Source organism: Parahoeflea alexandrii (genome assembly GCF_024105735.1).
In the GTDB taxonomy this organism is placed as follows: Bacteria; Pseudomonadota; Alphaproteobacteria; order Rhizobiales; family Rhizobiaceae; genus Hoeflea; species Hoeflea alexandrii.
This window is the reverse complement of sequence record NZ_JAAAML010000003.1, coordinates 734,995-760,223: the sequence shown is the minus strand read 5'-3', so window position 1 is coordinate 760,223 and position 25,229 is coordinate 734,995. Positions and strand designations below refer to the sequence as shown.

General features: G+C 61.7%; 29 protein-coding genes. 10 read left to right on the top strand and 19 right to left on the bottom strand.

From position 1 onward, the window contains the following. Positions 1-98: 98 nt before the first annotated feature. Entirely contained in the window at positions 99-674 is a 576-nt protein-coding gene (locus GTW23_RS18675) for a GNAT family N-acetyltransferase (protein WP_252916882.1), read from the bottom strand. Beyond that, complete coding sequence (locus GTW23_RS18670; RefSeq protein ID WP_252917004.1) at positions 674-1,789, bottom strand: pyridoxal phosphate-dependent aminotransferase; 1,116 nt, start codon at positions 1,787-1,789, stop codon at positions 674-676. Before GTW23_RS18670 ends, GTW23_RS18675 begins: the two co-directional genes overlap by 1 nt. Before the next feature lie 285 nt (positions 1,790-2,074). Here GTW23_RS18670 and GTW23_RS18665 point away from each other — a divergent pair, with 285 nt between their 5' ends. The 6 genes from GTW23_RS18665 to GTW23_RS23530 all read left to right on the top strand — a co-directional run bounded on the left by GTW23_RS18665 (position 2,075) and on the right by GTW23_RS23530 (position 9,409). Then, the gene (locus tag GTW23_RS18665) at positions 2,075-3,472 is read left to right on the top strand and encodes a M48 family metalloprotease (protein WP_252916881.1); all 1,398 of its coding nucleotides are present in this window, start codon (positions 2,075-2,077) and stop codon (positions 3,470-3,472) included. 57 nt (positions 3,473-3,529) lie between these two features. Then, positions 3,530-4,294 carry a DsbA family protein gene (locus GTW23_RS18660; protein ID WP_252916880.1) on the top strand — a complete coding sequence of 255 codons (765 nt, stop codon included), beginning with the start codon at positions 3,530-3,532 and terminating at the stop codon, positions 4,292-4,294. A gap of 299 nt (positions 4,295-4,593) precedes the next feature. Then, positions 4,594-5,061 carry an acetyl-CoA carboxylase biotin carboxyl carrier protein gene (gene accB, locus GTW23_RS18655; protein WP_252916879.1) on the top strand — a complete coding sequence of 156 codons (468 nt, stop codon included), beginning with the start codon at positions 4,594-4,596 and terminating at the stop codon, positions 5,059-5,061. 12 nt (positions 5,062-5,073) lie between these two features. After that, positions 5,074-6,429, top strand: a complete 1,356-nt coding sequence (gene accC / locus GTW23_RS18650; RefSeq protein WP_152011541.1) for an acetyl-CoA carboxylase biotin carboxylase subunit — start codon at positions 5,074-5,076, stop codon at positions 6,427-6,429. Positions 6,430-6,455: 26 nt separating this feature from the next. Then, on the top strand, positions 6,456-7,067 hold the full coding sequence (gene aat, locus GTW23_RS18645) for a leucyl/phenylalanyl-tRNA--protein transferase (protein ID WP_252916878.1): 612 nt from the start codon (positions 6,456-6,458) through the stop codon (positions 7,065-7,067). A gap of 236 nt (positions 7,068-7,303) precedes the next feature. Further along, the gene (locus GTW23_RS23530; RefSeq protein WP_252916877.1) at positions 7,304-9,409 is read left to right on the top strand and encodes an OmpA family protein; all 2,106 of its coding nucleotides are present in this window, start codon (positions 7,304-7,306) and stop codon (positions 9,407-9,409) included. A 139-nt stretch (positions 9,410-9,548) separates the two neighbouring features. On the opposite strand, the gene GTW23_RS18635 is transcribed toward GTW23_RS23530, so the two are convergent. The 4 genes from GTW23_RS18635 to GTW23_RS18620 all read right to left on the bottom strand — a co-directional run bounded on the left by GTW23_RS18635 (position 9,549) and on the right by GTW23_RS18620 (position 11,566). Further along, positions 9,549-9,980 (bottom strand): DUF2155 domain-containing protein, encoded by a 432-nt coding sequence (locus tag GTW23_RS18635; RefSeq protein WP_152009130.1) that lies wholly within the window; start codon positions 9,978-9,980, stop codon positions 9,549-9,551. A 128-nt stretch (positions 9,981-10,108) separates the two neighbouring features. Next, positions 10,109-10,507 (bottom strand): NADH:ubiquinone oxidoreductase subunit NDUFA12, encoded by a 399-nt coding sequence (locus GTW23_RS18630; RefSeq protein WP_152009131.1) that lies wholly within the window; start codon positions 10,505-10,507, stop codon positions 10,109-10,111. Between the two features lie 101 nt (positions 10,508-10,608). Then, positions 10,609-11,073 carry a GNAT family N-acetyltransferase gene (locus tag GTW23_RS18625; protein WP_152009132.1) on the bottom strand — a complete coding sequence of 155 codons (465 nt, stop codon included), beginning with the start codon at positions 11,071-11,073 and terminating at the stop codon, positions 10,609-10,611. A gap of 4 nt (positions 11,074-11,077) precedes the next feature. Further along, positions 11,078-11,566 (bottom strand): DM13 domain-containing protein, encoded by a 489-nt coding sequence (locus GTW23_RS18620; protein ID WP_152009133.1) that lies wholly within the window; start codon positions 11,564-11,566, stop codon positions 11,078-11,080. Positions 11,567-11,741: 175 nt separating this feature from the next. On the opposite strand from GTW23_RS18620, the gene GTW23_RS18615 reads away from it, so the two are divergent. Then, on the top strand, positions 11,742-12,164 hold the full coding sequence (locus GTW23_RS18615; protein WP_252916876.1) for a hypothetical protein: 423 nt from the start codon (positions 11,742-11,744) through the stop codon (positions 12,162-12,164). Between the two features lie 14 nt (positions 12,165-12,178). On the opposite strand, the gene GTW23_RS18610 is transcribed toward GTW23_RS18615, so the two are convergent. The 3 genes from GTW23_RS18610 to gatB all read right to left on the bottom strand — a co-directional run bounded on the left by GTW23_RS18610 (position 12,179) and on the right by gatB (position 14,936). Next, positions 12,179-12,676: a GNAT family N-acetyltransferase gene (locus GTW23_RS18610; RefSeq protein ID WP_152011542.1), complete on the bottom strand. Its 498-nt coding sequence runs from the start codon at positions 12,674-12,676 to the stop codon at positions 12,179-12,181. Positions 12,677-12,761: 85 nt separating this feature from the next. Beyond that, positions 12,762-13,427: a YdcF family protein gene (locus GTW23_RS18605; RefSeq protein WP_252916875.1), complete on the bottom strand. Its 666-nt coding sequence runs from the start codon at positions 13,425-13,427 to the stop codon at positions 12,762-12,764. A 6-nt stretch (positions 13,428-13,433) separates the two neighbouring features. Beyond that, the gene (gene gatB / locus GTW23_RS18600) at positions 13,434-14,936 is read right to left on the bottom strand and encodes an Asp-tRNA(Asn)/Glu-tRNA(Gln) amidotransferase subunit GatB (protein ID WP_252916874.1); all 1,503 of its coding nucleotides are present in this window, start codon (positions 14,934-14,936) and stop codon (positions 13,434-13,436) included. 185 nt (positions 14,937-15,121) lie between these two features. On the opposite strand from gatB, the gene GTW23_RS18595 reads away from it, so the two are divergent. Beyond that, the gene (locus GTW23_RS18595; RefSeq protein ID WP_152009137.1) at positions 15,122-15,406 is read left to right on the top strand and encodes a DUF6455 family protein; all 285 of its coding nucleotides are present in this window, start codon (positions 15,122-15,124) and stop codon (positions 15,404-15,406) included. Positions 15,407-15,545: 139 nt separating this feature from the next. On the opposite strand, the gene GTW23_RS18590 is transcribed toward GTW23_RS18595, so the two are convergent. The 7 genes from GTW23_RS18590 to GTW23_RS18560 form a co-directional block, all read right to left on the bottom strand. After that, positions 15,546-16,079 carry a GNAT family N-acetyltransferase gene (locus GTW23_RS18590; protein ID WP_244615415.1) on the bottom strand — a complete coding sequence of 178 codons (534 nt, stop codon included), beginning with the start codon at positions 16,077-16,079 and terminating at the stop codon, positions 15,546-15,548. A gap of 115 nt (positions 16,080-16,194) precedes the next feature. Then, complete coding sequence (locus GTW23_RS18585) at positions 16,195-17,331, bottom strand: radical SAM protein (RefSeq protein WP_252916873.1); 1,137 nt, start codon at positions 17,329-17,331, stop codon at positions 16,195-16,197. Between the two features lie 19 nt (positions 17,332-17,350). Further along, positions 17,351-17,620 (bottom strand): hypothetical protein, encoded by a 270-nt coding sequence (locus tag GTW23_RS18580; protein WP_193217274.1) that lies wholly within the window; start codon positions 17,618-17,620, stop codon positions 17,351-17,353. Positions 17,621-17,788: 168 nt separating this feature from the next. Further along, the gene (gatA, locus tag GTW23_RS18575) at positions 17,789-19,270 is read right to left on the bottom strand and encodes an Asp-tRNA(Asn)/Glu-tRNA(Gln) amidotransferase subunit GatA (RefSeq protein WP_252916872.1); all 1,482 of its coding nucleotides are present in this window, start codon (positions 19,268-19,270) and stop codon (positions 17,789-17,791) included. Continuing rightward, positions 19,267-19,749, bottom strand: coding sequence for a GNAT family N-acetyltransferase (locus GTW23_RS18570; RefSeq protein ID WP_252916871.1), 483 nt, complete (start codon positions 19,747-19,749; stop codon positions 19,267-19,269). The genes gatA and GTW23_RS18570 overlap by 4 nt, the downstream gene beginning before the upstream one ends. A gap of 4 nt (positions 19,750-19,753) precedes the next feature. Next, entirely contained in the window at positions 19,754-20,041 is a 288-nt protein-coding gene (gene gatC / locus GTW23_RS18565) for an Asp-tRNA(Asn)/Glu-tRNA(Gln) amidotransferase subunit GatC (RefSeq protein ID WP_152009142.1), read from the bottom strand. A 109-nt stretch (positions 20,042-20,150) separates the two neighbouring features. Then, positions 20,151-20,858 carry a metal-dependent hydrolase gene (locus GTW23_RS18560; RefSeq protein WP_252916870.1) on the bottom strand — a complete coding sequence of 236 codons (708 nt, stop codon included), beginning with the start codon at positions 20,856-20,858 and terminating at the stop codon, positions 20,151-20,153. A 107-nt stretch (positions 20,859-20,965) separates the two neighbouring features. On the opposite strand from GTW23_RS18560, the gene ruvX reads away from it, so the two are divergent. Then, positions 20,966-21,460, top strand: a complete 495-nt coding sequence (gene ruvX, locus GTW23_RS18555) for a Holliday junction resolvase RuvX (RefSeq protein ID WP_252916869.1) — start codon at positions 20,966-20,968, stop codon at positions 21,458-21,460. Here ruvX and GTW23_RS18550 read toward each other — a convergent pair. Both GTW23_RS18550 and GTW23_RS18545 read right to left on the bottom strand, forming a co-directional pair. Next, positions 21,446-21,796, bottom strand: a complete 351-nt coding sequence (locus tag GTW23_RS18550; RefSeq protein WP_252916868.1) for a DUF6105 family protein — start codon at positions 21,794-21,796, stop codon at positions 21,446-21,448. The two genes, ruvX and GTW23_RS18550, sit on opposite strands and share 15 nt — an antisense overlap. Beyond that, on the bottom strand, positions 21,793-22,383 hold the full coding sequence (locus GTW23_RS18545) for a hypothetical protein (RefSeq protein ID WP_152009146.1): 591 nt from the start codon (positions 22,381-22,383) through the stop codon (positions 21,793-21,795). Before GTW23_RS18545 ends, GTW23_RS18550 begins: the two co-directional genes overlap by 4 nt. Before the next feature lie 163 nt (positions 22,384-22,546). Here GTW23_RS18545 and GTW23_RS18540 point away from each other — a divergent pair, with 163 nt between their 5' ends. Next, positions 22,547-23,497: an AEC family transporter gene (locus GTW23_RS18540; RefSeq protein WP_252916867.1), complete on the top strand. Its 951-nt coding sequence runs from the start codon at positions 22,547-22,549 to the stop codon at positions 23,495-23,497. Here the strand turns inward: GTW23_RS18540 and GTW23_RS18535 are convergent. Then, complete coding sequence (locus GTW23_RS18535) at positions 23,479-25,137, bottom strand: acyl-CoA dehydrogenase family protein (protein ID WP_252916866.1); 1,659 nt, start codon at positions 25,135-25,137, stop codon at positions 23,479-23,481. The two genes, GTW23_RS18540 and GTW23_RS18535, sit on opposite strands and share 19 nt — an antisense overlap. Between the last annotated feature and the right edge of the window lie 92 nt (positions 25,138-25,229).

Here is a 25,229-nt window from a genome sequence, read left to right as displayed (position 1 = left end):
CTTTGGAGGTGGAGCTCAAGCACCATCTAAGGTCGAAGCGGCAAGCCAAGAGGCCATCTGATCACTGTTGGGCTGAAGGTTAGCTGTTTCTGAGCGGCTCAGGTCGCCGGCTTGAGCCGCTCCATGATCAAGACAGGGCTGCCGCCGAGTTCACCGGAACAGCGCTCGACAAAGCCATTCTTGGCCGCAACGCGGATCGATGCGCGGTGGCGGGGATCCATCAGGCAGACGGTCCGGTCTGAAGCCAGCGTCCGGTCGCTCCAGTCGAGTGCTGCAGCGACAGCCTCAGTCGCCAGACCGCGCCCCTGAGCATGAGGGGCCAAAACCCAGCCCATTTCAGGCCATCGCTCAATTGATGGTGTCATGTCGCGTTTGTAATCCGCCAGACCGACCTCCCCGAGATACTGCCCGGTCATGCGGTCCTCGACCACCCAGTAGCCGAAAGACAGCGCCTCCCAATGGCCGATGTAGCGCAGCAGGCGCGACCAGGATTCGGCGCGTGTGGAGGGTTTGCCCGAGATGTACCGGGCAACATCGGGATCGCTCCAGAGTGCTGCGGACTTGTCGAAATCGTCAATCGTGTGGCGCCGCATGCGGGTTCGTTTGGTCAGGATTCCGGATCCGGCCGCATCGGCGGAGCAGTCGGAAACCGCTGTTTTCCCGCCGTCGCTCATCAAGGAGCAATCCACGCTTCGATCCGATCAAGCGCAATCTTCATATCGTCATGACTGCCTGCATAGGAGAAGCGCATGAAGCGAGCACCGTCGACAGGATCGAAATCCCTGCCGGGAGTGGCTGCCACATGGATGTTGGAGAGCATCTGCCGGGCAAACGCCATCGAATCATTGGTGTGACGGGACACATCGACCCAGGCGTAGAATGCCCCGTCCATAGGCGCGGCAAACGGCAAACCCAGCGCCGGGAGGCGCTCGGCCAACAGTGACCGGTTTTGCCGGTATCCCTCCCTCACCCGCTCCATTTCGGCGGTGCCTTCAAGGGCTGCCTCCGCAGCAATCTGGGAGAGTTCGGGCGCACTGATGTAAAGGCTCTGGGCCAGGCACTCGACGGGCCGCACCAGATCGTCTGGCAGCACCATCCAACCGATGCGCCAGCCGGTCATGCAGAAATACTTGGAGAACGAGTTGATCACCACCGCATTGTCGGAGACGGAAAGTGCGGTGGCTTCCTCGCCGGTCCAGGTCAGGCCATGATAGATCTCGTCTGAAATGAAGGCGACGCCGCGGGCTGCACACCAGGCATCGAGCTCGGCTATGGCCTGCCGGGAATGAACGGCGCCGGTGGGATTGGCCGGGCTTGCAATCAAGACACCGGAGATGCGGGCTCCGGCTTCCCGTTCGGCCGCCTCGATCGCCGCCGGTGTTAGTGTGTGGCCGGTCTCCTCACCGACAGCAATCTCGATCACCTGTAGCCCGAGTGCCGAGAGGATATTTCGGTACGCCGGATAGCCGGGCCGGGTGATGACGACCAGATCTCCCGGATTGAACAATTGCAGAAATGCCAGATTGAAGCCCGCCGACGACCCGGTGGTCACCGCGACCCGGCGCGGATCGAGATCCACACCGTATTCACTGCTGTAGCGTTCAGCGATTGCCTGGCGCAGGCTCTTGGTTCCCAGCGCATCCGTATAGCCCAGCTTGCCGGTCTCGAGCGCACGGCTGGCGGCGGAACGGGCTGCTGTAGGCGCCGGGTGGGCCGGCTGGCCAACCGCCATCGAAATGACCGGCTTGCCCTCCGCCTTGAGCCGCGTCGCTTCCGCAAGGACGTCCATGGCATGAAACGGCTCGACCGACGGCTTGCGCTTAATTGTCAAATCCTGAACTCCTGTCGCCACCCAACCGGGCTGCAAATGCAATGTCGTGTCTGTACGAAGCTCCGTGACCGCATTAGTGCGGCATAATTCACGCAGCGCCCGAAGGACCTTTGATGGCCGCACAAATGCCCGATTGTCGTGTCCATCACAAGAGCGAGAGATGGGCAAGTTGTGCCGGCCGGGCGATTGCTTTTCCGGGCCGAGCCATTACTTTCCGGTTCCATGAGAAGGACATCACGCATCATGGCGACACAATTCCTTTCAGGCGGCAAAGCCAAACGCGGGCCGGGATGGCTGCGGCGTTCGGTGGCAACAGCAACGGCTGTGGCGCTCTCGCTGGCACTGGCGTTGCCTGCCCACGCGCAAGGCAGGGTCGCAGTGGTCCGGGACGCGGAAATCGAGACGCTGCTGAAAGACTACGCCAACCCGATCTTCAAGGCCGCCGGCCTGAAGACGAGCCGGGTGCAGATCGTGCTTGTCAACGATCCGAGTTTCAACGCCTTCGTCGACGGGCAACGGATGTTCATCAACACCGGGGCCCTGGCAGATTCGACGGTTCCGAACGAGATCATCGGTGTGATCGCCCATGAGGCCGGACACCTTGCCGGGGGCCACCAGCAGAGATTGCGCGAACAGATCGCCACTGCCCAGACGCTCTCCATCGTCGGCAGCCTGCTGGGCATCGGGGCGCTGGCGGCTGGCAGCATTTCCGGCAGCGACACCGGCGCCCAGGCAGGCGGCGCGCTGATCACGGCAACGCCGACGCTGGCACAACGCAATCTGCTCAGCTACCGGCGGTCGGAGGAAATGAACGCCGATCAGGCTGCCGCACGCTATCTCAACGCCACCGGACAATCGATGCAGGGCATGCTGACCACGTTTCAGCGTTTTTCCCGCAGCCTGTCGCTGTCCGGGGTTCAGGTCGACCCCTATCAGATAAGCCATCCGCTGCCGCGGGAACGCATTGCGCTGCTTGAAGAACTGGCGCGCAAGAGCAAGCATTTCGACGCAAGGGATCCAGCCGCCCTGAACGAGCGGCATCAACTGATGCGAGCCAAGATCGCCGCCTATACGGGTGGTGCACAGGCGGTGGTCAGGATGTTCTCGGCCGACCGTGGTTCGCTTGCGGCACGCTACGGCGAGGCCATTGCCACCGACCTGTCGGGCAACTCGGCCGCTTCCCTGCAAAAACTCGATGCCCTGATCCGTGAACAGCCCAACAATGCCTATTTCCACGAATTCCGCGGGGAAGTGCTGCTCAAGCTGCGCAGAAGCGACGAGGCGATCAAGGCATTTGGACAGGCGCTCAAGCTCGACCGCAGCAAGTCGCCGCTGATCCGCGCGAGGCTTGGCTTTGCACTGGTGGCGTCAGGGCAGCCTGGAAACATGAACCGCGCCATCGAAGAATTGCGGGTGGCCTTGCAGGCCGAACCGGACAATTTCAACGCCTACCGCCATCTTTCGCAAGCCTACGGCCAGGCCGGCGATATCGCCAATGCCGAACTGGCCATGGCCGAGGGCAACTTCAGGGCCGGAAACCGGCGCGAAGCCAGGGCATTTGCGGCGCGCGCGCTGCAGAAGCTGCCAAAGGGGTCGCCCGGATCGATCCGGGCAAATGACATTTTAACCATCGGAAACTAGAACGCATCTGCGGCGCACGGGATGCGTCCGCGTGGACAGGCAGAAGGAACAATCGACATGGGATTTCGCAACCGCAAGGGCCTGGTGGCCGCTCTTCTTCTTGGCATGTCGACCGCACTGCCCCTGCCGGCCGCAGCACTTGACGACGCGCAGAAACAGGAATTCGGCGCGTTAATTCGCGAATATCTGCTGGCCAATCCGGAGCTCATCGAAGAGATGAGCCAGGCTCTGGAGATCAAGAAGGAAGCCGAGAGCCGAGTGATGGCACAGGCGGCGATTTCCGAGAACCGCGAGGCGATCTTCAATGCGCCCGAAGACATCGTGCTCGGCAATCCGGAGGGTGACGTGACCGTGGTCGAGTTCTACGACTACAATTGCGGGTTCTGCAAACGCGCCATGAACGACATGGTCGCCATGCTGGACAAGGATCCCAACATCCGCTTCGTTCTCAAGGAATTCCCGATCCTTGGCCCCGATTCGCTCGCGGCACACCGGGTGGCGATGTCATTCCGCACGCTCGCGCCGGAAAAATACGGCGATTTTCACATCGAACTTCTCAGCTCGGACGTTCGCGCAACCGAGGCACACGCCATCGAGGTTGCCAAGTCCTTCGGCGTTGACGAGGAAGCCCTCAAGCAAGGCATGAGTGATCCGGCGATCGACCAGTCGATCCGCCAGACCTACGAGCTTGCCAACGCGCTCGGCATTTCCGGAACGCCTTCTTTCGTGATTGGCGACGAGGCCGTATTCGGCGCCGTGGGCGAGGACGCCCTGCTTGCAAAGATCGCCAACATGCGTCAGTGCGAGAGCACCGTCTGCTGAGCCCCCCACATCCCCAAGAAGCCGCTGACAGGCCCGGAACTGAAGCTTCATTGCTGATCACCCGGGCCAATCGCTTGTGGACAATCCTGCGCGCCCACGAATGGATTCCCATGACTTCCGCCAGACAGTGTATGGATGTCGGCTGGAGGGCCTGCCCCTGATACCGGGTTTCGGTCCTATTCGCGGTTCCCAGCGCCACCCGGGCTTGTCACCGGGCCGCCAGGGGCTGTAAAGGACAGTCAACCAGCGGAATGGCTCAAGCTGCCGTCCGCAACAACAAAAACAAAGGCAATAGTCCGATGGCAACACGAAAACCGTCGATCGACCAGGAACTGATCCGGGATCTGGCCAATATCCTCAACGAAACCGATCTGACCGAGATCGAGATCGAACAGGATGATTTGCGCGTGCGGGTCAGCCGCGCGGGAACGCCGCAGATGATCCATGCACCGGTCGCCCAACCGCAGGCTCCGGCGCCGCAGGCTGCCACAACGCCCCAGGCCGAAGCCGCCCCTGCAGCAGCCCCGTCTTCGGCAAATGCAGTCACTGCGCCGATGGTCGGCACCGTCTATCTTTCGCCCGCGCCTGGCGCCAAGCCGTTTGTCGAGATCGGTCAGTCGGTCAAGGAAGGCCAGACCATTCTGATCATCGAGGCGATGAAGACCATGAACCAGATCCCCGCACCGCGCGCCGGCAAGGTGGTGAGCGTTCTGGTTACCGACGGCGATCCGGTGGAATTCGCTGAACCGATGATCGTGATAGAATAAGTGAGCGAGCCTATGTTCTCCAAGGTTCTCATTGCAAACCGTGGTGAGATCGCGCTCCGGGTGCTGCGCGCCTGCAAGGAGCTCGGCATCAAGACGGTTGCGGTGCACTCCACCGCCGACCAGGATGCCATGCATGTGCGCCTAGCCGACGAGAGCGTTTGCATCGGCCCACCGCCCTCGCGCGACAGCTATCTCAATATCCACCAGATCGTGGCCGCCTGCGAAATCACCGGCGCGGACGCGGTGCATCCGGGGTACGGCTTCCTGTCCGAGAACGCCAAGTTCGCCGATATCCTTGATGCCCACGGCATCACCTTCATCGGACCGACCGCCGATCACATCCGCATCATGGGTGACAAGATCACCGCCAAGAAGACCGCTGAAGCCTTGGGCATTCCGGTGGTTCCGGGATCCGAAGGTGAAATCACCACGGACGAGGACGCCGCCAAGATCGCCAAGGAAATCGGATTTCCTGTGATCATCAAGGCGACAGCCGGCGGCGGCGGCCGCGGCATGAAGGTGGCCAACAACGAGGAAGAACTTTCGCTGGCGCTGTCGACCGCGCGCTCGGAAGCCGGTGCGGCCTTCGGTAATGCGGCCGTGTACATCGAGAAATATCTCGGCCGTCCCCGCCATATCGAAATCCAGGTTCTGGGCGACGGTGAAGGCAACGCGGTCCACCTCGGCGAACGTGACTGCTCGCTGCAGCGCCGGCACCAGAAGGTGTGGGAAGAAGCCAACTCTCCCTCGCTGAACGAAGACCAGCGCATGGAAATCGGCGAGATTTGCGCGGCGGCGATGCGCAAGCTGAAGTACCGCGGCGCCGGCACCGTTGAATTCCTCTACGAGGACGGCAAGTTCTATTTCATCGAAATGAACACCCGTCTTCAGGTCGAGCATCCGGTAACGGAAGCCATTACCGGCATCGACCTGGTCAATGAGCAGATCCGGGTTGCCTCAGGCGCCGGTCTGTCGGTGACCCAGGAAGACATCCGCTTCCATGGTCACGCCATCGAATGCCGGATCAATGCCGAGGATCCGAACACTTTCGTGCCCTCGCCCGGCACCATCACCCATTACCATCCGCCCGGCGGACTGGGGGTGCGGGTCGATTCCGGCGTGTATCAGGGCTACAAGATCCCGCCCTACTACGACAGCCTGATCGGCAAGCTGATCGTCCATGGCCGCACGCGTGTCGAATGCATGATGCGGCTGAGGCGGGCACTTGATGAATTCGTGGTTGACGGGATCAACACGACGATTCCGCTCTTCCGCGACCTTCTTGCCAATCCGGACATCGCAAATGGCGACTATGACATCCACTGGCTTGAAAAATTCCTTGCGGCCAAGGCAGGGAAAAAGTCCTGATCTGAAACCGGCCCGGGGAGGCTGAGGTGCGGCACGGCGCCGATCACAGGATCACGCCAGATCTTCTGCTGCGCGCCTATGCCTCGGGCCTGTTTCCGATGGCGGATTCGGCTGACGATCCGGATCTTTTCTGGGTCGAACCGGAGTTGCGGGGCGTGCTGCCGCTCGATGCGTTCCACATCCCCAGGCGGCTCGCCCGCACGGTGCGGCAGGCCCCCTTCGAGATCAGGTTCAACACGGCATTCGACCAGGTGGTGGCGGCCTGCGCGGAGAGCGTCGAGAATCGTCCTTCGACCTGGATCAATTCAACCATTACCGAGCTTTACGGCAAGCTGCACAGGCTCAACCACGCCCATTCGGTTGAAGCCTGGCTGGACGGCGAGTTGGTGGGCGGGCTTTATGGCGTGTCCTTGCGCCGTGCGTTCTTCGGCGAAAGCATGTTCAGCCGCGCCACGGACGCTTCGAAAATCTGCCTCGTCCATCTTGTCGAGAAACTGCGTAAGCGCGGGTTCGTGCTGCTCGACACCCAGTTTACCACCGAGCACCTGAAGCGCTTTGGCGCCATCGATATCCCACGGGACGATTACTCCGGGATGCTGGCCGAGGCGCTCGAAGGGCGAGACCTGCCGTTTCCCTGAGCGCAGGTCTACCCGCGTTTACCAAAACCATGGCGACGCGCTGGCAAATGCCTCTCCGGCGGTAAGGTCCACTCACATGACCAGCACGACCAGGGCATCTGGATCAGGCTCCGGGCGCGCGTGATCCGTTCAGAAAGCTGCTGTTCGATACCATTTGACTTCAGGGCGAATGGAACCGCCGGGTGCACAGAGGCGTTGAGGGCAGGAAGGAACGATCACCCACAGGAGATGCCCTCGTGACATCAACACGGATTCTACTTGCCTCCACCGCCATCAGCCTTTGCAGCATAGGCTTTTCCCACGCGCTGCCGATGAACCAGAACAGATCTCTGAACATCAACGTGCCCGTGGTGACACGGAACCTGATCAATGCTCAATCGAGTGTTGCCGATGCCGAAGCCGCGCTCAAGGGCGCTGTCGAGCGTCAGGCAACCGCCGAATCTACCGGTGGCGATGTCGCGCAAGCCCAGGCCGACGTCGCAGCCGCCCAGGCTGAACTCGAGGCTGCCCAGGCCGCAGCCCAGGCCACGACTGAAGCGGAACCTGAAGCGCCCGCCCCCGCAGCGGAAACCGCCCCTGCTCCAGAGGCTTCATCTCCCGCTCCAAAGCCGGCGGACGCAAGTACCGAGGGCGATGCCGCAGCCGGACAGCCGGCAGCGCCGGTTGGCGATGCAGCCGGAACCGTTGCCGACGAGCCTGTTGCCGAGAGCCCGGCGGCGACTGGGGAGACTTCGACCGAGACTGCCCCGGCGGCGACAGCGCCCGAGGTCGAGGACCCCGATTTACCGGCCCCGGAAAACACCCAAACGCCCCCTGCTGCCGAGCAGCAGGCCGAAGAGCCCGCAGAAGCGGTGGAACCAGACCCCGCGCCGGCCACCGAGCCGGCGGTGAAGGAGGTGGCGCCAGTCGAAGACGCACCCGCAGAGCAGACCGCCCCGGAAGCGGAGGACGAAACCGCTACGCAACCGCAAGCCGCTGCGCCTGTGGTTGAATCTGTCCCAGACACAGCACCGGAAGACAGCCAACCGACGGAAGCCGCGCCTGCAGATGCGACCCCGGCCGGCTCCGAACCCGAAGAGACCCCGGCACAGCAAGGTTCGGCCGATGACAACCCGGCACCTGCCGCAGACCCCGTCGCTGAAGCAGACGCAGGCTCTGATACCGGGTCCAACACGGAAGCTGAAGCAGACACCGCCTCGCCAGACACCCCGCAAGAACCGGAAAAGGCAGAGGCAGCAGGCGATGAAGACGTTCTCACCCTTCCGGTCGAGGACGGCGCACCGGTGCTTGACAGCGCCAAGGAAGACACCGGACCCGAAGCTGGAAGTGTTGCGGCACCCGCCCCGGCATCAAGCGGCCCGGCAGCTCCTGCGCCGACATCAGATGCAGACGCCCAGGCCAAGACAACCGCGAGTGAACCCGCACCCCAGTCACTTGCCGAAATCGGCGAAAGGATGGAGGAACGTCCCGAACGGGAGGCGCAAACCAATGTCAGCGTCGTCAACCAGATCGACAACCGGACCATCATTCAGATCGATAACCGCACCATCATCGAGCATGATGACGGCAACCGACTGAGGGCCGGCAGCAACGAGGTCTATTATGAGCAGCTGCGCGGCGGCCGGGTGCGTGAAGTCATCCAAAGGTCGAACGGCGTCAAGCTGGTCACCATCACCAACCGCTGGGGCGATGTCATCCAGCGCAGCAAGGTGATGCCGGACGGGCGCGAATATGTCCTGTTCTACGCTGAAGCGAAGAGCGACGGTTCGCGCGAGGCCTTTGTCGACCCCGGCCGCGAGCTTCCGCCGCTGCGGCTGTCGATTCCGATCGGCGACTATATCCTTGATGCCACGTCCGCCGAGCCGTCTGCGTTCCTGAACTTCCTGCTCGAGCCGCCGGTGGAGCAGGTCGAACGCCTCTACTCGGTCGAAGAAGTCCGGCGCTCGGCCCGTGTCCGTGACAAGGTACGTCGTGTCGACCTCGACAGCCTGACGTTTGAATTCGGCAAGGCAACGATTGCCGAAGACCAGATCCAGAGGCTGGCGGACGTTGCCGATGCAATCAGCAGGATACTTGAACGCAATCCGGCCGAGACCTTCCTGATCGAAGGCCACACCGACGCGGTTGGCCGCGACGAGGCCAACCTACTGCTTTCGGACCGGCGGGCGGAAACGATTGCCGTGGCTCTGAGTGATGTGTTCGGCATTCCTCCGGAGAACCTGGTCACACAGGGATATGGCGAACGCTACCTGAAGGTACGCACGGAGGCGCCGGAACGACTCAACAGGCGGGTCACGATCCGACGCATCACCCCGCTGGTAACGCCGGTTGCATCACGCTGAGCGGCTGAACCGGAACAGCCAGAGAAAACGCCGCGCATCCAATCTGATGCGCGGCGTTTTGACATGGGACGGCAGCGATCATAATCGAGCCGGACCGCCCGGATAACCGATGTCCAGGCTTCACAAAGATCCGAAGAAATCAGTTGCCCGGCGATGGCGCAGGAACATCCGATTCCTGCTTGCAGTCCTTGAGCCAGACGTCATAGACGGCATGGTCGACGGCGTTGAGCCCTGGAGAGTCGGCGAACATCCAGCCCGTGAACAGACGCCGGATCTTGCGGTCGAGAGTGATCTCATCAACCTCGACAAAGGTGGTTGTCTTCGGCGCCTCGGTCTCGTCGCGGCTGTAGCAGACCCGCGGGGTGACCTGCAGCGCGCCGAATTGGACGGTCTCTCCGACATAGACGTCGAAGGTGGTGATTCGCCCGGTGATCTTGTCGATGCCTGAAAACACCGCAACCGGGTTCTCGATACGGGCAGCCTCGACCGGTGTTGCCGGACCGGCCAGCGCAACTGCGGCAAAACCAAGCGCTCCCGCGCTTCTTGCAAGGATATTCTTGGGAAAAATCATTCGCTTCACTCGTCACAAGGCCGCAAGGGGCCGTTCCCGGCACGTCCAGCCGAAAGCCTAGCTTACCGCCGTCAATGAAGCGTTAACCATGAATTGTGGCATGGCTGCGCCAAGGCTCAGGCAGCAGATCAGGATTTCGGGGTCCAGGCGTCATAATCGCCGGTGACATGCGGGCGTGCACCCTGATTGAGGATCGAGCCCTTCGGACGGTAGGCCCGAGCGGTGCCGGTCATGTTGGCCTCATGCGCCTGTTCCCAGGCCTTGGCCACATAGGTTTCGGCCGCGGGCGAAACATCCGTACGGTGATGCATCCAGCCATGCCAGCCGGAAGGAATCGCCGAAGGCTCGGATGGGCCGTTGAAAATCACCCAGCGCCGTGTGCGGCCTTCGGAGTCCGAACCGCCTTCATAATAGACATTGCCGGCCGCATCTTCACCGACGCGCTTGCCGTGGCGCCAGGTGTGAAACCGGGTGCCGAGGGTCTGTCCGTTCCACCAGGTGAAAATCTGAAGAAGTAGCGCCTTCATGAAAGCCTCTCGTGCGTGGACCTGGCGGCCAAATCGCAGCCGCGTCACAACCCGCCTTATGGCCCGCTGAAGCGGTATTGTCCAGTCTCGCAGCCCGCAGCTCAGCGCAATTTCAACTTGAAACCGAAATGGCTCTGAGTGAACCCGAGACGGGTGTAAAACCGGTGCGCGTCCTGGCGGCTGGCGTTTGACATCAACTGGATCAGACGGACACCCTGCGCCCTGCCCTGTTCGATGGCGTGACTGATCATCGCCTCGCCGATCCGGTGCCCGCGCATGTCGGAACGGGTATGGACTGCTTCCACGGTCAGATTGGATGCACCCCTGCCGGTCAGCGATGTGATCAGCGTGGTCTGGAATGTGCCGACCACCTCGCCGTCGCAGACCGCAACATACAGGCTGTCGTTGGGACTTGCAGCGATACGGTCGAATGCGGCGAGATAGTCCGGCAGATCTGCCGGATCGTCACTGTCGCCGTGCCCGCCAAGCGCATCCTCGGCGAACATCGCCGCAATGGTTGCCACATCGGTGCGTTCGGCGTGGCGGATCTCCACCTTGGCTGCCATCAGTTCAGTTTCCCGCCGGCAGGAGGGTAGCGACCGAAAACAGCACGCTGAACTGCTCGCACCAGATCACCACGGATCCCCAGTCGGCCATGTCAGTGCCTTCGGGAACCACATAGGTCTGGTCACCCTTGTTGCCCCTGAGCGGGCCGAGCGACACCCATTGACTGGCGCTCACATCGGCGGATCTTTTCGGATCCGGGTTCCGGACCAGCCACACTTCCAGATCCGGACCGTTGGTCACTTCGAAATCGGTGAACCGCAGCAGCGCACCGCCGGCCTCATTGGAGAGCACCCTCACCATCCCCGAACCGCGGTGCGCTCCATCGACATCGCGGAACTGGCCGTTGCGCGTTTCCGTGAGTTCGAGGCCTGCAGGCAGCTCCTCGCTGACCACACGATCTATGAAGGACGGTGAAAACAGGTACCAGAAACCCGCTCCGGCAAGAAATCCGAGGACGAAGACCGGTATGGCGATTTTGTAACCCTGTGTCATGCCTTGCGCCCCCTGGCCGTTCCGCGCCTGCGGATGCCGACAATCAAGCTTACGTAGATCGTCGTCCGGTAACCTTGTCGGCATGCTTCTGCCCGGGTCAATCGGACTCTGGACTGTTCACACAGGAAAAATGCCCGCATGATCCGGGGACAGGACACGCAGTGGGGGACAACCGATGATTCTGAAACATATTTATACAATCCTGATCGCGCTGGCGGTGGCATCGCCGGCAATCGCCCAGGACGGCCCGATCGGCATCGCCTTCGCCGAGGCGCCGGAACAATCCTCGGGCGTATGCACCGGACAAAGCACCGACAAGACGCTCGCCTGCGCGCGGCAGAAATGCGTTGAAGGCGGTGCGATGGCGCAAGACTGCCTCAGGGTGAAATGGTGCTATCCGGCAGGCTGGTCGGCGGATCTCTTCATCCAGCACAAGGAAGGCATCCACTGGCATGAGTATCTGTGCGGCTGGGATTCGAAGGAAGCGCTGATGGCAGCCGTCGAGGTCGCCTGCGATCTCTCCCGCAGGGATTTCATCCGGGAGTGCTCCGCCGTGCGGTTCTGGGATGACAGGGGCCAGGAGTTGCAGGCAAACTGATAAGGCGCCGCGCCCTATCCGGCGAGCGGTTTTGTCATGATGAGCGCGGGAATACCCGATTGGCCCTTGCCGCAATTGTCGGTGCGACCGGTCTCACTCATTCCATGCGCCTGGTAAAAGGCAATCGCCGGCTCGTTGCCGGGGTCGACTTCCAGCGTGAGGCTCTGTGCTCCGGGAAAGCAGGTCTCGATCTCGGCAAAGAGATCACGACCGATGCCAAGCCCCTGGCATTCGGGCCTGACATAGAGCTGATGCAGGGAGACGACATGGGTTCCCGAAGCGTGACTGGCGAAGGCCATGCCTCCGATCCGGTTACCGTCATCGGCCACCAGGAATTCGCCGTCCGGCCGCTCCAGCGAGGCCTTGACCGCAGCTTCCGAATGCCAGTCGGCGATGATCTCCTCGACCTTCGCCGCCCCGTAGAACGGCGCGTAGGTGGCGCGCCAGGTCTCGGCCAGCACCTCCCGGATCGCCGGGATGTCGCGTGAAGATGCGGAGCGGACGAAGAACATCAATTTTTCCCTGGTGTTTGCGAATGCGCCCATTGCGATTGACTCTCGCTCACCGGAAGCATGAGCAGTTTCATCCCCAACGGGTTCAGCGGTCAAGAAGCGAACGAACCGTTGGCGGTAAATGGTCCGTGAAGCCGGCCGCAACCAACTGATCAAAAGCCATTTGCACATCCGGCCCCAGTGGTTGCCGGGCCTGAAACCCTTTGTCAGCGTATGCAGCCATGCGCCATGTATCACCAACCATCTCGGAGACCAACGCCTCAAACGAATGATGCGCAACGGGTTGCGCCGCCAACCCGTGCTGCGGAGCAGTGATTATCGAGATCACCCCGGGCCAACTGACCGGAAGCGTCGCGCTCACCCGCCTCTGTGTTTGCGGCTTGGTGACCCAGATCACTTTGCCGGCTCCAGGTGCGTGCGCGCGAACAAACCTGATGTTTTCGCTGATATTGGTTGCCGTCTCTTCAAGCCGGACTGCGTGTTGCGGTACGCCCAAGGCAATAGCGCGGTCTGAAAACGCCTGGGCCTCGGACCCTGCAAGCTTTCCGCTGGTCCAGTTGCCCGAGGCGCCGGTGAAGATCACCAGCGGCGCCCATCCTTCGGCATAGAGCTCTGCGCAGCGATCCGCCACACGCAGGTCATAACTCCCCAGACCGACAATAACGTCGGCTTGCTCAAGCGATGTCCCGGTGTTGTGGTAATCCCAGAGAGCCTGAGCGTAGTCCATCACCGAAAGACCGCCAGCTGCCACGGCAGCCTATTCCTCGATGCCGAGCTTGGCCTTGACCAGGTCCTGCACCGCCTTCGGGTTTGCCTTGCCGCCGGTTGCCTTCATCACCTGGCCGACGAACCAGCCGGCGAGCGCGGGCTTGGCCTGGGCCTTGGCCACCTGATCCGGGTTGGCGGCAATCACCTCGTCGACGGCCTTCTCGATGGCGCCGGTATCGGTGACCTGCTTCATGCCGCGTTTTTCGACCACTTCTGCCGGATCGCCGCCTTCTTCCCAGATGATTTCGAACAGGTCTTTGGCGATCTTGCCGGAAATGGTGCCGTCCTTGATCATGTCGATGATGGCGCCGAGCTGAGCGGGGGAAACCGGAGTCTCTTCAATGCCTTTGCCGGATTTGTTCAAGGCGCCCAGCAGGTCGTTGATCACCCAGTTGGCCGCCATCTTGCCGTCGCGACCAGCCGCCACCTCTTCGAAATAGTCGGCGATCGCCTTTTCCGAGACCAGGATCGAGGCGTCGTAGACGCTCAGGCCCATATCGGCGACGAAGCGGGCCTTCTTGTCATCCGGCAGCTCGGGCAAATCGGCCTTCAGCGCGGCGACATAGGCATTATCGAATTCCAGCGGCAGCAGATCCGGATCGGGGAAGTAACGATAGTCATGCGCGTCTTCCTTGGAACGCATCGAGCGGGTCTCGCCCTTCTGCGGATCGAACAGGCGGGTTTCCTGGTCAATCGTGCCGCCGTCCTCGATGATGGCGATCTGGCGACGGGCTTCGGATTCAATGGCCTGGCCGACGAAGCGGATCGAGTTGACGTTCTTGATCTCGCAGCGGGTGCCGAATTCGCCGCCGGGCTTGCGCACGGACACGTTGACGTCGGCACGCATCGAGCCCTCGTCCATGTTGCCGTCACAGGTGCCGAGATAGCGCAGGATGGAGCGGAGCTTTGTGACATAGGCCTTGGCCTCGTCGGCCGAGCGCATGTCCGGTTTGGAGACGATTTCCATCAGCGCGACGCCGGAACGGTTGAGATCGACATAGGACATAGACGGGTGCTGGTCGTGCATCGACTTGCCGGCGTCCTGCTCGAGGTGGAGCCGCTCGATGCCGATCTCGATGTCCTCGAACTGGCCCTGGCGGTCGGGACCGACCGAGATGATGATCGTGCCCTCGCCGACGATCGGATCCTTGTACTGGGAGATCTGATAGCCCTGCGGCAGGTCAGGGTAGAAATAGTTCTTGCGATCGAACACCGAGCGGTTGTTGATCTGCGCCTTGAGGCCAAGACCGGTGCGCACGGCCTGGGCCACGCATTCCTCGTTGATCACCGGCAGCATGCCGGGCATGGCCGCATCCACCAGGCTGACATTGGAATTGGCGGCCTTGCCGAATTCGGTCGAGGAACCGGAAAACAGCTTCGAATGGCTCGTGACCTGGGCGTGGACTTCCAGTCCGATGATGATTTCCCAGTCACCGGTGGCACCGGAAATCAGGCGTTTGGGATCGGGAGTACGGGTATCGACGAGGCTCATGGCAGGCTCATTTTCTTACAAGGATCAGCTCCCTGTCGGGTAGAACAAAGCCGGCCCGACTGCAAGGCTTTCCGGGCTGCTGGTGGCCCGAGACCCCGATACAACCTGCAAAATGTTTGACCGAGATCAATGCGGCCGCACGGGTCTCATGGAATTCTGTGGTCAACATCGAAGAGGAGATGATCATGAGCGTACTCGATATTTTCAGCCGCTTGACGAAACAGGCAGACCTGATGGACGCCATGATGAAGAAGCTTGGCGTTGCCGAGGAGATCTGGAAGCTGCCGGATCATGCCGGCGTGCTGCGCCGCGCGGCCAACCGCTGCATGACCTGTGATCGTCCGGATGCGTGCCAGCACTGGCTGTCGCACGAGGCAAATCCGGATGAAGCGCCTTCGTTCTGCCGCAACCACGACCTTTTCGAGCGTGTGCTCACCAACGCCGAAGCGAACACGCAACCGGCGGCCTGATTTTCCTTTCAGGCATTTTCTGCTCCCTCTAGGCAAAGTCTTCTTTGCCCGACTTAGGAACCCGGATCGGAATCACCGCATCCGGGTCTTTTTTTGCCCGGCAGAGAAGCAACGCTCCAGCGTGTCCCCTCACCCGGGATCACATGCCGTAAAGACCATAGTCACCGGTCCCGGGATCGGCAGGTTCGGTGCCGGGCTCGAATTCCTTGATCATCTCCACCTTGTCGATGTCTTCATCAAGCGGTTCGGAGTAGCTGACGAAATAGGTCTTCACCCGATAGCCCAGACGCTTGTAGAGCCGGATTGCGCCGATGTTGCGCGCATGGGTGTCGAGCCGCGCGGCGGTAAAACCGCGCTGCCGGATGCCCGATTCAATCTTGTCGAGCAGCGCGGTGCCGATTCCCCTGCCCTGGAACTCCGGCAAAACCCAGAGATCGGTGATGAAATCGTCGGCTTTTTCGCAGGATCCCCAGCCGGCAAGTTCGCCATCCCATTCGGCGACCAGGATATCGGGCCAGCAGCGGGTGCAGAAATCGTAGTAGGCTTCCCTGGCATTCTCACGCAGGCGATCGGCATCCTCGCCCCAGACGCGTATCGCCTTTTCCCAGGCAGCCAGACCGATCTTGGCGAGATCCTGAGCTTCCGCGGAACTGGCAGGCCGGATAGCTATCATCAAGACCGCTCCGTGATTCCTCCGCTGCGCCCCAAGCGAACGGGTCTGAACATAATTGCCGGTATTTTGTGCGCCATCAAGTCCGGCGGGGACTTAAGCTCCGACGGCATGCCTGTCAGAAGCTTTCGGAAAGGTCCGTTTGCTTGAAGACCGAAAACTGCTCACCGGATTCGGCCACCAGATTGCTGACGCGCTTGCACAGAGAGATTTCAAGATCGGCGCCGGTCTTGTAGTAGGCAGATGTGCATGGAGAACAACGGTCGGAAAACGCGCACCGATTGCAGGGATCAAACAACGCGTTCTTCGAATGCGTCTTGCGGGCGGTCTCAAAAGCCTGGAACAGGCTGCTCTCCTCGATCTCGGAGATCTTGTGATCAACGATGCTAAGCCGCGATTGTCTGCGGTTCATCAGACTGTTCCGGCCCTCCTCATAGGAGAGACCCGGACATGGCAGCAGGTTTCCCATAAGATCGACATAGGTGTAGACGGAGGTGCCGCCGCACATCCGTTCATTGGTAAAGACCTCCATCGGCACTGCGTATTTCTGGTTGATAAAGGCGGCGACTGCCGGAGGAATTGGAACGCTGAGCTTGAAAGCGGGCTTGCTAGCCAGAAAATAGATGAAAATCTGTACCAGAGCTTCAATGTAGCCCGCATCATCCCCCATCACCCTTTGCCTGAACTTGCCGGCGCGACCTATCGGCTGGACAATGTTGACATTGAGGCAGTCGATCCCGATGTCCTCTGCAAGCCTGAACATCTTGAGATTGTCCCGGCGATTGAGGTCGGACAGGGCAAACGTCACATCGATCGTGATATCCGGCCGGAGTGCGTTTCTGGTTTTGACAAGTTTGCGCAGATTGCCGACCGTGCGCTCGAAGCTGCCTTTGCCCCGCATGGCATCATGGCTCTCGGCGCTCGCGCCGTCGACGCTGACGACAACATTCTGCAAACTGGTGTAGCCGAACAGCTCTTCCAGACGTTCGTAGAAGAACAGGTTGGTGTTCACCGATACATTGATGCCCAATGCTTCGGCATGGCCGAAAATCCTGGGCAGGTCATGCGGCGAATAGAAGGGTTCACCACCAAGGAAGGTAATGAACTCAACTTCACGCTCGCGCGCCCGGTCCAGCACCCTTATGATATCATCATCCGATAGGGCCTGGCGGGGCCTGTATTGGTCAAAACCGACGCTGCAATGCTTGCAACGAAGATTGCAGGCGCCGGTCAGATATATTGCAAGGGTCTTCATTTCAGAGCCGCCGCAACGGCTACTCCATGAAGCGGGTATTGACGTCGTTGCAGCATCCCATGCCAATGCCCCATTCGGACTTTGCCATTTCCACACCGACCAACTTGGCGTTGGTGCGAATGTTTTCCTGGGTCTGCTGAACCATCGCCTCAAGGGCATGGACTTGCTTTTCCGGAAGGGTCTCCGGATCGATGCCATACTCCTTCAGCGCGGACGATGGTCCGGTGAGAAATTTCGCAACGAATTCGGGATCACGTTCCAGCAGCTTTCGGACTGTTTTCGATGACATGACACTCTCCTCAAAGACGTGGGGCAAAAAGCCTCCAACACCAAAGGATTGTATCCGATTTCCATTGCCCGCCATTGACAACCGTCAATGACCACACGCCGCATAAGAGTGGTGCATGATGAGCAAGGCCCTATCAGGTCTGCTGACAGCTCGAAATCAAGCCGCGTGTTACCACCACTTCCTGGCTTCGAACCGGCCGGCGGCCTGCTCGATCACGTGGGCGGTCTTGAACAGGGTTTCTTCCTCGAAGGGACGGCCGATCAGCTGCAGGCCGAGCGGCAGACCCTTCGGGTCAAGGCCCGCAGGAACTGAAATGCCCGGCAGACCTGCCATGTTGACGGTGACGGTGAAGACGTCCTGCATGTACATCTTGACCGGGTCGCTGGCGAGGCTCTCGTCCCCGATGGCAAAGGCCGAGGACGGGGTCGCGGGCGTAAGGATGGCGTCGACACCAGCCGCGAAGGCCATTTCGAAATCACGCTTGATCAGGCTGCGAACCTTCTGGGCGCGCAGGTAATAGGCGTCATAGTAACCTGCGGAGAGGACATAGGTGCCAATCATGATGCGGCGCTTGACCTCCTGGCCGAAACCTGCGGCGCGGGTCTGCTCATACATGTCGGCAATGTCCTTGCCGGGCACGCGCAGGCCGTAGCGGACACCGTCATAGCGGGCGAGGTTGGACGAAGCCTCGGCGGGGGCGACGATGTAATAGGCCGGCAACGCATATTTGGTGTGCGGCAGTTCGATGTCGACGATCTCGGCGCCGGCATCCTTGAGCCAGGCAATGCCCTGCTGCCACAGTGCTTCGATCTCTTCAGGCATGCCGTCAATGCGATACTCGCGCGGAATGCCGATCTTCAGGCCCTTGACCGAACCGCCCAGCGCCGCCTCGTAATCGGGTACCGGCAGGTCGACCGAGGTGGTGTCCTTGTCGTCGACCGAGGCCATCGACGTGAGCAGGATCGCGGCATCACGCACGTCGCGGGCGATGGGGCCGGCCTGGTCGAGCGAGGAGGCGAAGGCTGCGATGCCCCAGCGCGAGCAGCGGCCATAGGTGGGCTTGATGCCGACGGTGCCGGTAAAGGCCGCGGGCTGGCGGATCGAACCGCCGGTATCGGTGGCGGTGGCGCCTGCGCACATCAGCGCCGCAACGGCAGCGGCAGAGCCACCCGAGGAGCCGCCGGGCACAAGGTTGGCGTTGGAGCCTTCGGCGCGCCAGGGGTTGATCACAGGACCGTAGTAGGAGGTCTCGTTGGACGAGCCCATGGCGAATTCGTCCATGTTGAGCTTGCCGAGCATGACTGCGCCATCGGACCAGAGATTGGCGGTGACGGTGGATTCGTAACGCGGCTCGAAGCCGTCAAGCACGTGGGAGCAGGCCTGGGTATGAACGCCCTCGGTGGCGTAGAGGTCCTTGACGCCGAGCGGGATGCCTTCCAGTGCGCCGGCCGTACCGCCGGCGCGGCGGGCGTCGGAGGCTTTCGCCATCTCGCGGGCCTTGTCGGCGGTAATCTTAACATAGGCATTGATCACCGGGTTGGCCGACTCGATGGCCGCCAGATAGGCGTCGGTCAGCTCGACGCTGGAAAAGGCGCCCTTCTTCATTTCGTCTCGGGCTTCGGCGATGGTCAGACGGATCAGGTCACTCATGCGGACAACTTCTTTTCAAAGAACCGGGAATAGCCGGAATCAGGGTAATCGAGGACGGCACCACACTCGGTGAAGCCATGATTTTCATAAAGCCGGACGGCGGCCGCAAGCCCCTCGCCCACGCCGGTTTCAAGAACCAGCCGTTCAATGCCCAGATCGCGCGCGCGCGCGCAAATCGCATCGAGCAGCGCCGAGCCTATGCGCTGGCCGCGCACCGCGGGCGCGGTGAACATGCGCTTGACCTCGCCGGTGCGCAGGCCGGTGTCGAGGCCGACATCCTTGAGTGCGCCGAGACCGACCGCCTCTCCCGCATCCGAGCGCGCCACGAACACTGTGGTGTCGTCGCCCGCCATTTCCTCGATGTTCAGGCCGAAATGAAATTCGACCGGCGCCAAAGGCACCAGATAGGCATCCAGCGCCTCGACAAGCCCTGTGACCTCATCCTGAAGCGGGGATTCAATGGCGACCGAAACAGCCATTGCGCTACTCGACCACCTTCGGGACGACAAAGAAATTGTCGGTGGAGTCGGGCGCGTTGGCGACGATGTCCTCGGCCTTGGAGCCGTCGGTGACGACATCGACACGTTTCTTCATCGCCATCGGGGTAACAGAAGTCATCGGCTCGACGCCATCGACATCGACTTCGGAGAGTTGCTCGACAAAGCCCAGAATGGTGTTGAGTTCGCCTTCCATGCGGGCGGCTTCCTCGTCGGTGACCGCAATGCGGGCCAGGTGCGCAACGCGTTTGACGGTGGCAAGATCTACGGACATCGGGTCCTCATCGGGTGATATGAACAGGTGGCCCCGCTATAGCCGCGAGCGCGCAGCCGCGCAACTGCGGGGCACCGATTTGTCTGGTTGTCGCCCGGACGGGCTTGTCTCATACAGTCACGCTCTCGCCGGATTTCGGCACGGCAACGGTCTCGGCGTCATCTTCCATCGCCTCGACGAAGGCATCGGCGGTCTGGTCGAGGATCGGGAACGTGCCGTAATGGCAGGGCAGCACCTTGGCGAAGGAGAAGAACCTGCGGCAGGCGAGTGCCGCCACCGCGCCGCCCATGGTGAAGCGGTCACCTATCGGCACGATGCCGATTTCCGGGCGGTGCAGCTCGTTGATCAGCGCCATGTCGGAGAAGATGTCGGTGTCGCCCATGTGAAGAAGCCCGGGCTCATCCTCGAAATGCACCATCAGGCCGTTGGCGCTGCCGAGCGAATGCGAGATACCGTCCTGGGTGATCTGCGCGGAGGAATGGAAGGCGTTGACGAATGTCGCCGAGAAGCCGTCAAGCGAGATGGTGCCGCCGGTGTTGCCCATCTCGAGCTTATCGACACCCTGATGATGGCCGAGCCAAATGCCGAGATCATAGTTGCAGACGACGGTCGCGCCGGTTTCCTTGGCGATCGCCGCGGTATCACCGATATGGTCGGCGTGACCATGGGTGAGCAGGATATGGGTCACGTCCTTGACAGCATCCTTGCGGTCATTGCCTTCAAAGGAGGGGTTTCCGGTGAAGAACGGATCGATGAGGATCGTCGATTTGGCAGTTTCCAGACGGAACGCGGCGTGACCGAGCCAGGTGATTTTCATGCGTTGCTCTCCCTCGCAATTGACCAGCCCTCGCATTTCCAGGGCTTGTTCGCTAAACCCACCATCTAGCGCGGCTGACGCCGTGGCGCAAAGGCAGAGAGTAAAAAATGGCGGCCATTACCATTGAAGAGCTGTTCGAGCACACCAAGCCCGGGCAAACCATCGCCGGCATCGATCTGGGAACGGAAACCATTGGTCTGGCCGTCTCGGACCTGTCGTGGAGGCTTGCCTCGCCGCGGCCGATGATCCGGCGCAAGAAGTTCACGATCGACGCGATGGCGCTGCTGGCAGCGCTCGAACAGGACAAGGTGGGTGGGGCGGTGATCGGCCTGCCGGTCAACATGGATGGCAGCGAAGGGCCCCGCGCCCAGGCAACACGGGCCTTCGTGCGCAACATGGCGCAGAAGACCGACCTCCCGTTCGTGTTCTGGGACGAGCGGCTGTCGACCGTGGCAGCCGAACGGGCGCTGATCGAGATGGATGTTTCGCGCAAGAAGCGCAAGGAGCGCATCGATTCGGCAGCCGCCAGCTTCATCCTGCAAGGTGCGCTCGACCGGCTCGCCGGATTGCGCGCGCAGAAAGCTGCATCAGGAAATCCGTGAATACTCGGCTTCGGCAGAGTTGGGGACCTGCATCGCGTCTTCGCGGCTTTCGGTCCAGCCCAGCATCCTGCGCATGCCAGCCCAGATCTGCTTGCGGCGGCGCTTGATCACGATAAAGCCGATGACCAGAAACGTGTCGAGAATGATCGCCTTGAGCACCAGTGGCGGAATCGTTTCGGGGGGTATACCGAGCAGGTTGCCATAGATGGTGAAGACCAGGTCGTGCAGGTCGCGGCTGAGAATGCGAAAGCCGAAATTCATGTCGTAGTAGGACAGGCCGTACCAGCTGCCGAGCAGGACAATGGGCGTGACCCAGAGGATGAGGAAGACCTTCATGACTGGGCTCCCTGCCTCGACAAGGACGCAAGCTGAGCGCTGAAAGCCGCGTGATTGGCGGCATGCTCGGCGATGACCGCGTCAAGCTCGATTGAATCACTCTCCGTGACCGCGTCGGGTTCGATGTGCGACTGGCCAAGTGACATGACCGTCAGGAACAGGCCACCAAGCGCGCCGAACTCAAGCGCGAGCAGTGCGCCCGCCTCGCCGCCGGCGAAGAAGATCATGGTGGCAAGCATCGCGGCGAGCGCCGTGCAGGCCACCGCCCCCTGCGCCAGCGGACGAGCCTCGCGCTGTTCGCGCTCCTCGCCAAAGACATAAAACATCATCGCAAACATCAACAGACCGGCGGAAGCCGCGCTGAAACCGCCGAGAAGACCGAAGACAACGCTTTGTCCGAATGCCGACAGACCGATCGCCTGCATCGCTTCGAGCGCCGTCGCGATCAGACCGGTGTCGGCAAACAATGTAAACCCGGCCAAGGCGACGCCGCCCTGCGGTGCATAAATCACGACCAACGCCAGCAGCGACAGATAGCAGACCCAGAACAGCATCATCGAGGCATAGTAGAGACGGCTGGATATCATCACGGGTCCGTTGCGGGTTCGTGGGGCAGGAATGATTTCGTCCCTCCACCATGACGGTGCCGACCTGCCCACGCAATGTTAACCTTGTGTTAAGGTTAACGGCTGCCATTGCCCATCGCGCCAGCGCCGCTTATGAGAGGGCATTCTTCATCCGGCGGCCCTCATGATCCCCATATTTGAAAGCATTTTGCCGATTTTCCTGATCGTGCTCCTCGGCGTGGTCCTGCGGCGTACCCCGTTTATCGACCAGAGCGTCTGGCCCGGCCTGGAAACGCTCGGCTATTACCTGTTTTTCCCGTTTCTGCTGTTTCTCACCCTGGCGAAGGCCGACTATTCCGGCATCGAGCTGGGGACCGTCGCGGCTGTTTCCCTGCTTGCGGTTGCGGTCATGACGGTGCTGCTGATCGCGCTTCACCCCTTGGCCAGGGCGTCGGGCATGTCGGATGCGAGCTACACGACGCTGTTTCAGACATCTTCGCGGTGGAACGGGTTCGTGGCTCTGGCGATCGCGGAAAAGCTCACCGGGGACAGCGGCATGGTACTCGTGGCGCTGGTGCTGGCGCTGATTGTCATTCCGCTCAATTTCATCAATGTGATCATGCTGGTCTGGTACGGCACCGGCGGGCGCAGCATGGCGACCCTGGTCAAGCGGATCGCGGGCAACCCGCTCATTCTCGGCTGTGTCGCGGGTATCGCGGTCAATGCGCTGTCCATCGACATCTATCCGCCGCTCGAATACTCGGTCGACCTGATCGCGCGTGCATCGCTGGGTCTCGGGATGCTGTTGGTCGGAGCCGGACTGAAACTCACCGATGCGTTGCGGCCCGGGCCGGCGGTGCTAACCCCTGTCGCTCTCAAGCTGATCGTGTTTCCCATTATCATGGTGGGGCTGGCGGCCGGGTTCGGGCTTGGCGGCGAAACGGTTCTGATCCTGGGCCTGTGCGCAGCCGTGCCGACGGCGATGAACGGTTATCTTCTCGCCCGCCAGATGGGCGGCGACGCTCCACTCTACGCAGCCGTAACCACGGTGCAGACCGCGGCTTCCTTCCTGACCATTCCCGCCGTGATGTGGGGCGCGGGGCTGGTGGCCGCGGCTCAGGCTGCCGGCGGATAAAGCACTTCGACGATCTGGCGGGCATCAAACCGGGCATCGAGCATGCCGTAGGTCGACCGCCAGGCACCGCCGAGCCGGGTTTCGACAAAGGCTTCGGCGACATGACCAGCTCCCAGGCGGGTCAGTTCCGCAGCGGCAGCAGCCAGCGCCAGTTGCTCGGTCAGAAGACGTGCGGCTCCCTGATCGCTTTCGGCCACGGCCATGCAGGCGCGCAGGACGTCAACCGTGCGCGGACCGGCAGCACCGAGATCTCGATTGATGCTGTCGAGCGCCACTTCGCAAAGATCACGGCCACGGGTCAGCACCCTGAGCACATCAAGCGCCATGACATTGCCCGAGCCTTCCCAGATCGCATTGACCGGGGCCTCGCGGTAATGGCGGGCCACCGCGCGTTCCTCGACATAGCCATTGCCGCCCATGCACTCCATCACCTCGTAGATGACCGACGGGGCGATCTTGCAGACCCAGTACTTGACCACCGGGGTCATCAGCCGGGCGATTGCCGCCTCGGCAGGATTGTCGCGGGCATTGTCAAAAGCGCGCGCCAGGCGCAGTGACAGCGCGGTTGCCGCAGCGGTCTCTAGTGCCAGGTCGGCCAGCACGCGCGCCATCAACGGCTGATCGATCAGCAACTCGCCGAACACCCGCCGGTGGCGGCAGTGATGCACGGCTTCAGCAAGGCTCGCGCGCATCATGCCGGCGGAGGCAAGCGCGCAATCTAGCCGGGTCAGGGTGACCATGTCCAGAATGGTGCGCACGCCCTCCCCTTCACCGCCCAGCAGGAACCCGAAGGTGTCGCTGAACTCGACTTCGGAAGATGCGTTGGAGCGGTTGCCGACCTTGTCCTTCAGCCGCTGCAGGCGCAGGCCGTTGAGGCTGCCGTCCTCGAGAATGCGCGGCACCAGAAAGCAGCTGAGCTCGCCAAACGTGTCGCTTCCGGTCTGCGCCAGCATGACAAAGGCATCCGACATAGGTGCAGAGAGAAACCACTTGTGGCCCGACAGCCGGTAGACGCCTTCGCCGGCGCGGGTCGCCACGCTCTGGTTGGCGCGAACATCGGTGCCGCCCTGTTTCTCGGTCATGCCCATGCCGATGGTCACGCCGGATTTCTGCATTGCCGGACGGTGGCTGGAATCGTAACGCCGCGACACCACCTGCGGCGCCCAGGCCTTCTCGATGCGCGGCGAGGCCATGATGGCTGCGATCGAGGCATTGGTCATGGTCAGCGGGCACAGATGGCCGCTTTCCAGCCCGGCAGTGAGGAAGAAGCGGATGGCGCGGGCCTGGTGGGCATAGCCCGCCTCCTCGCGCCGGCCTTCCCAGACTGAGCCCTGCAGGCCGGACGCCACGCCCCGGCGCATCAGCGCATGCCAGCTGGGATGGAAATCGACCTGGTCGATGCGGTTGCCGAAACCGTCATGGGTTCTCAACTCGGGCACGGCACGATTGGCGATGCGGGCGAGGTCCTGAGCCTCGGCGGAGGCCACGAACTTTCCGACCGTTTCGAAATCGGTGCGAAGCGCGCGCGGCATATCGGCCGCGATGTCCTTCAGCAACGGATCGGAACGGTAGGCATTGTGCCCGGAAAAGGCCGGGCTCTGATTGTCGGCCTGGGGGCCAAAGGCTTGGATCGGGCTCATTGGACCTCGCTTACAGGGATTCGCAGGGTTTTGCATGGGGACATCGCGCATTTCCGGCTCTGGCAAGCTTGCCCCTGCCCCGGAACCTTTCT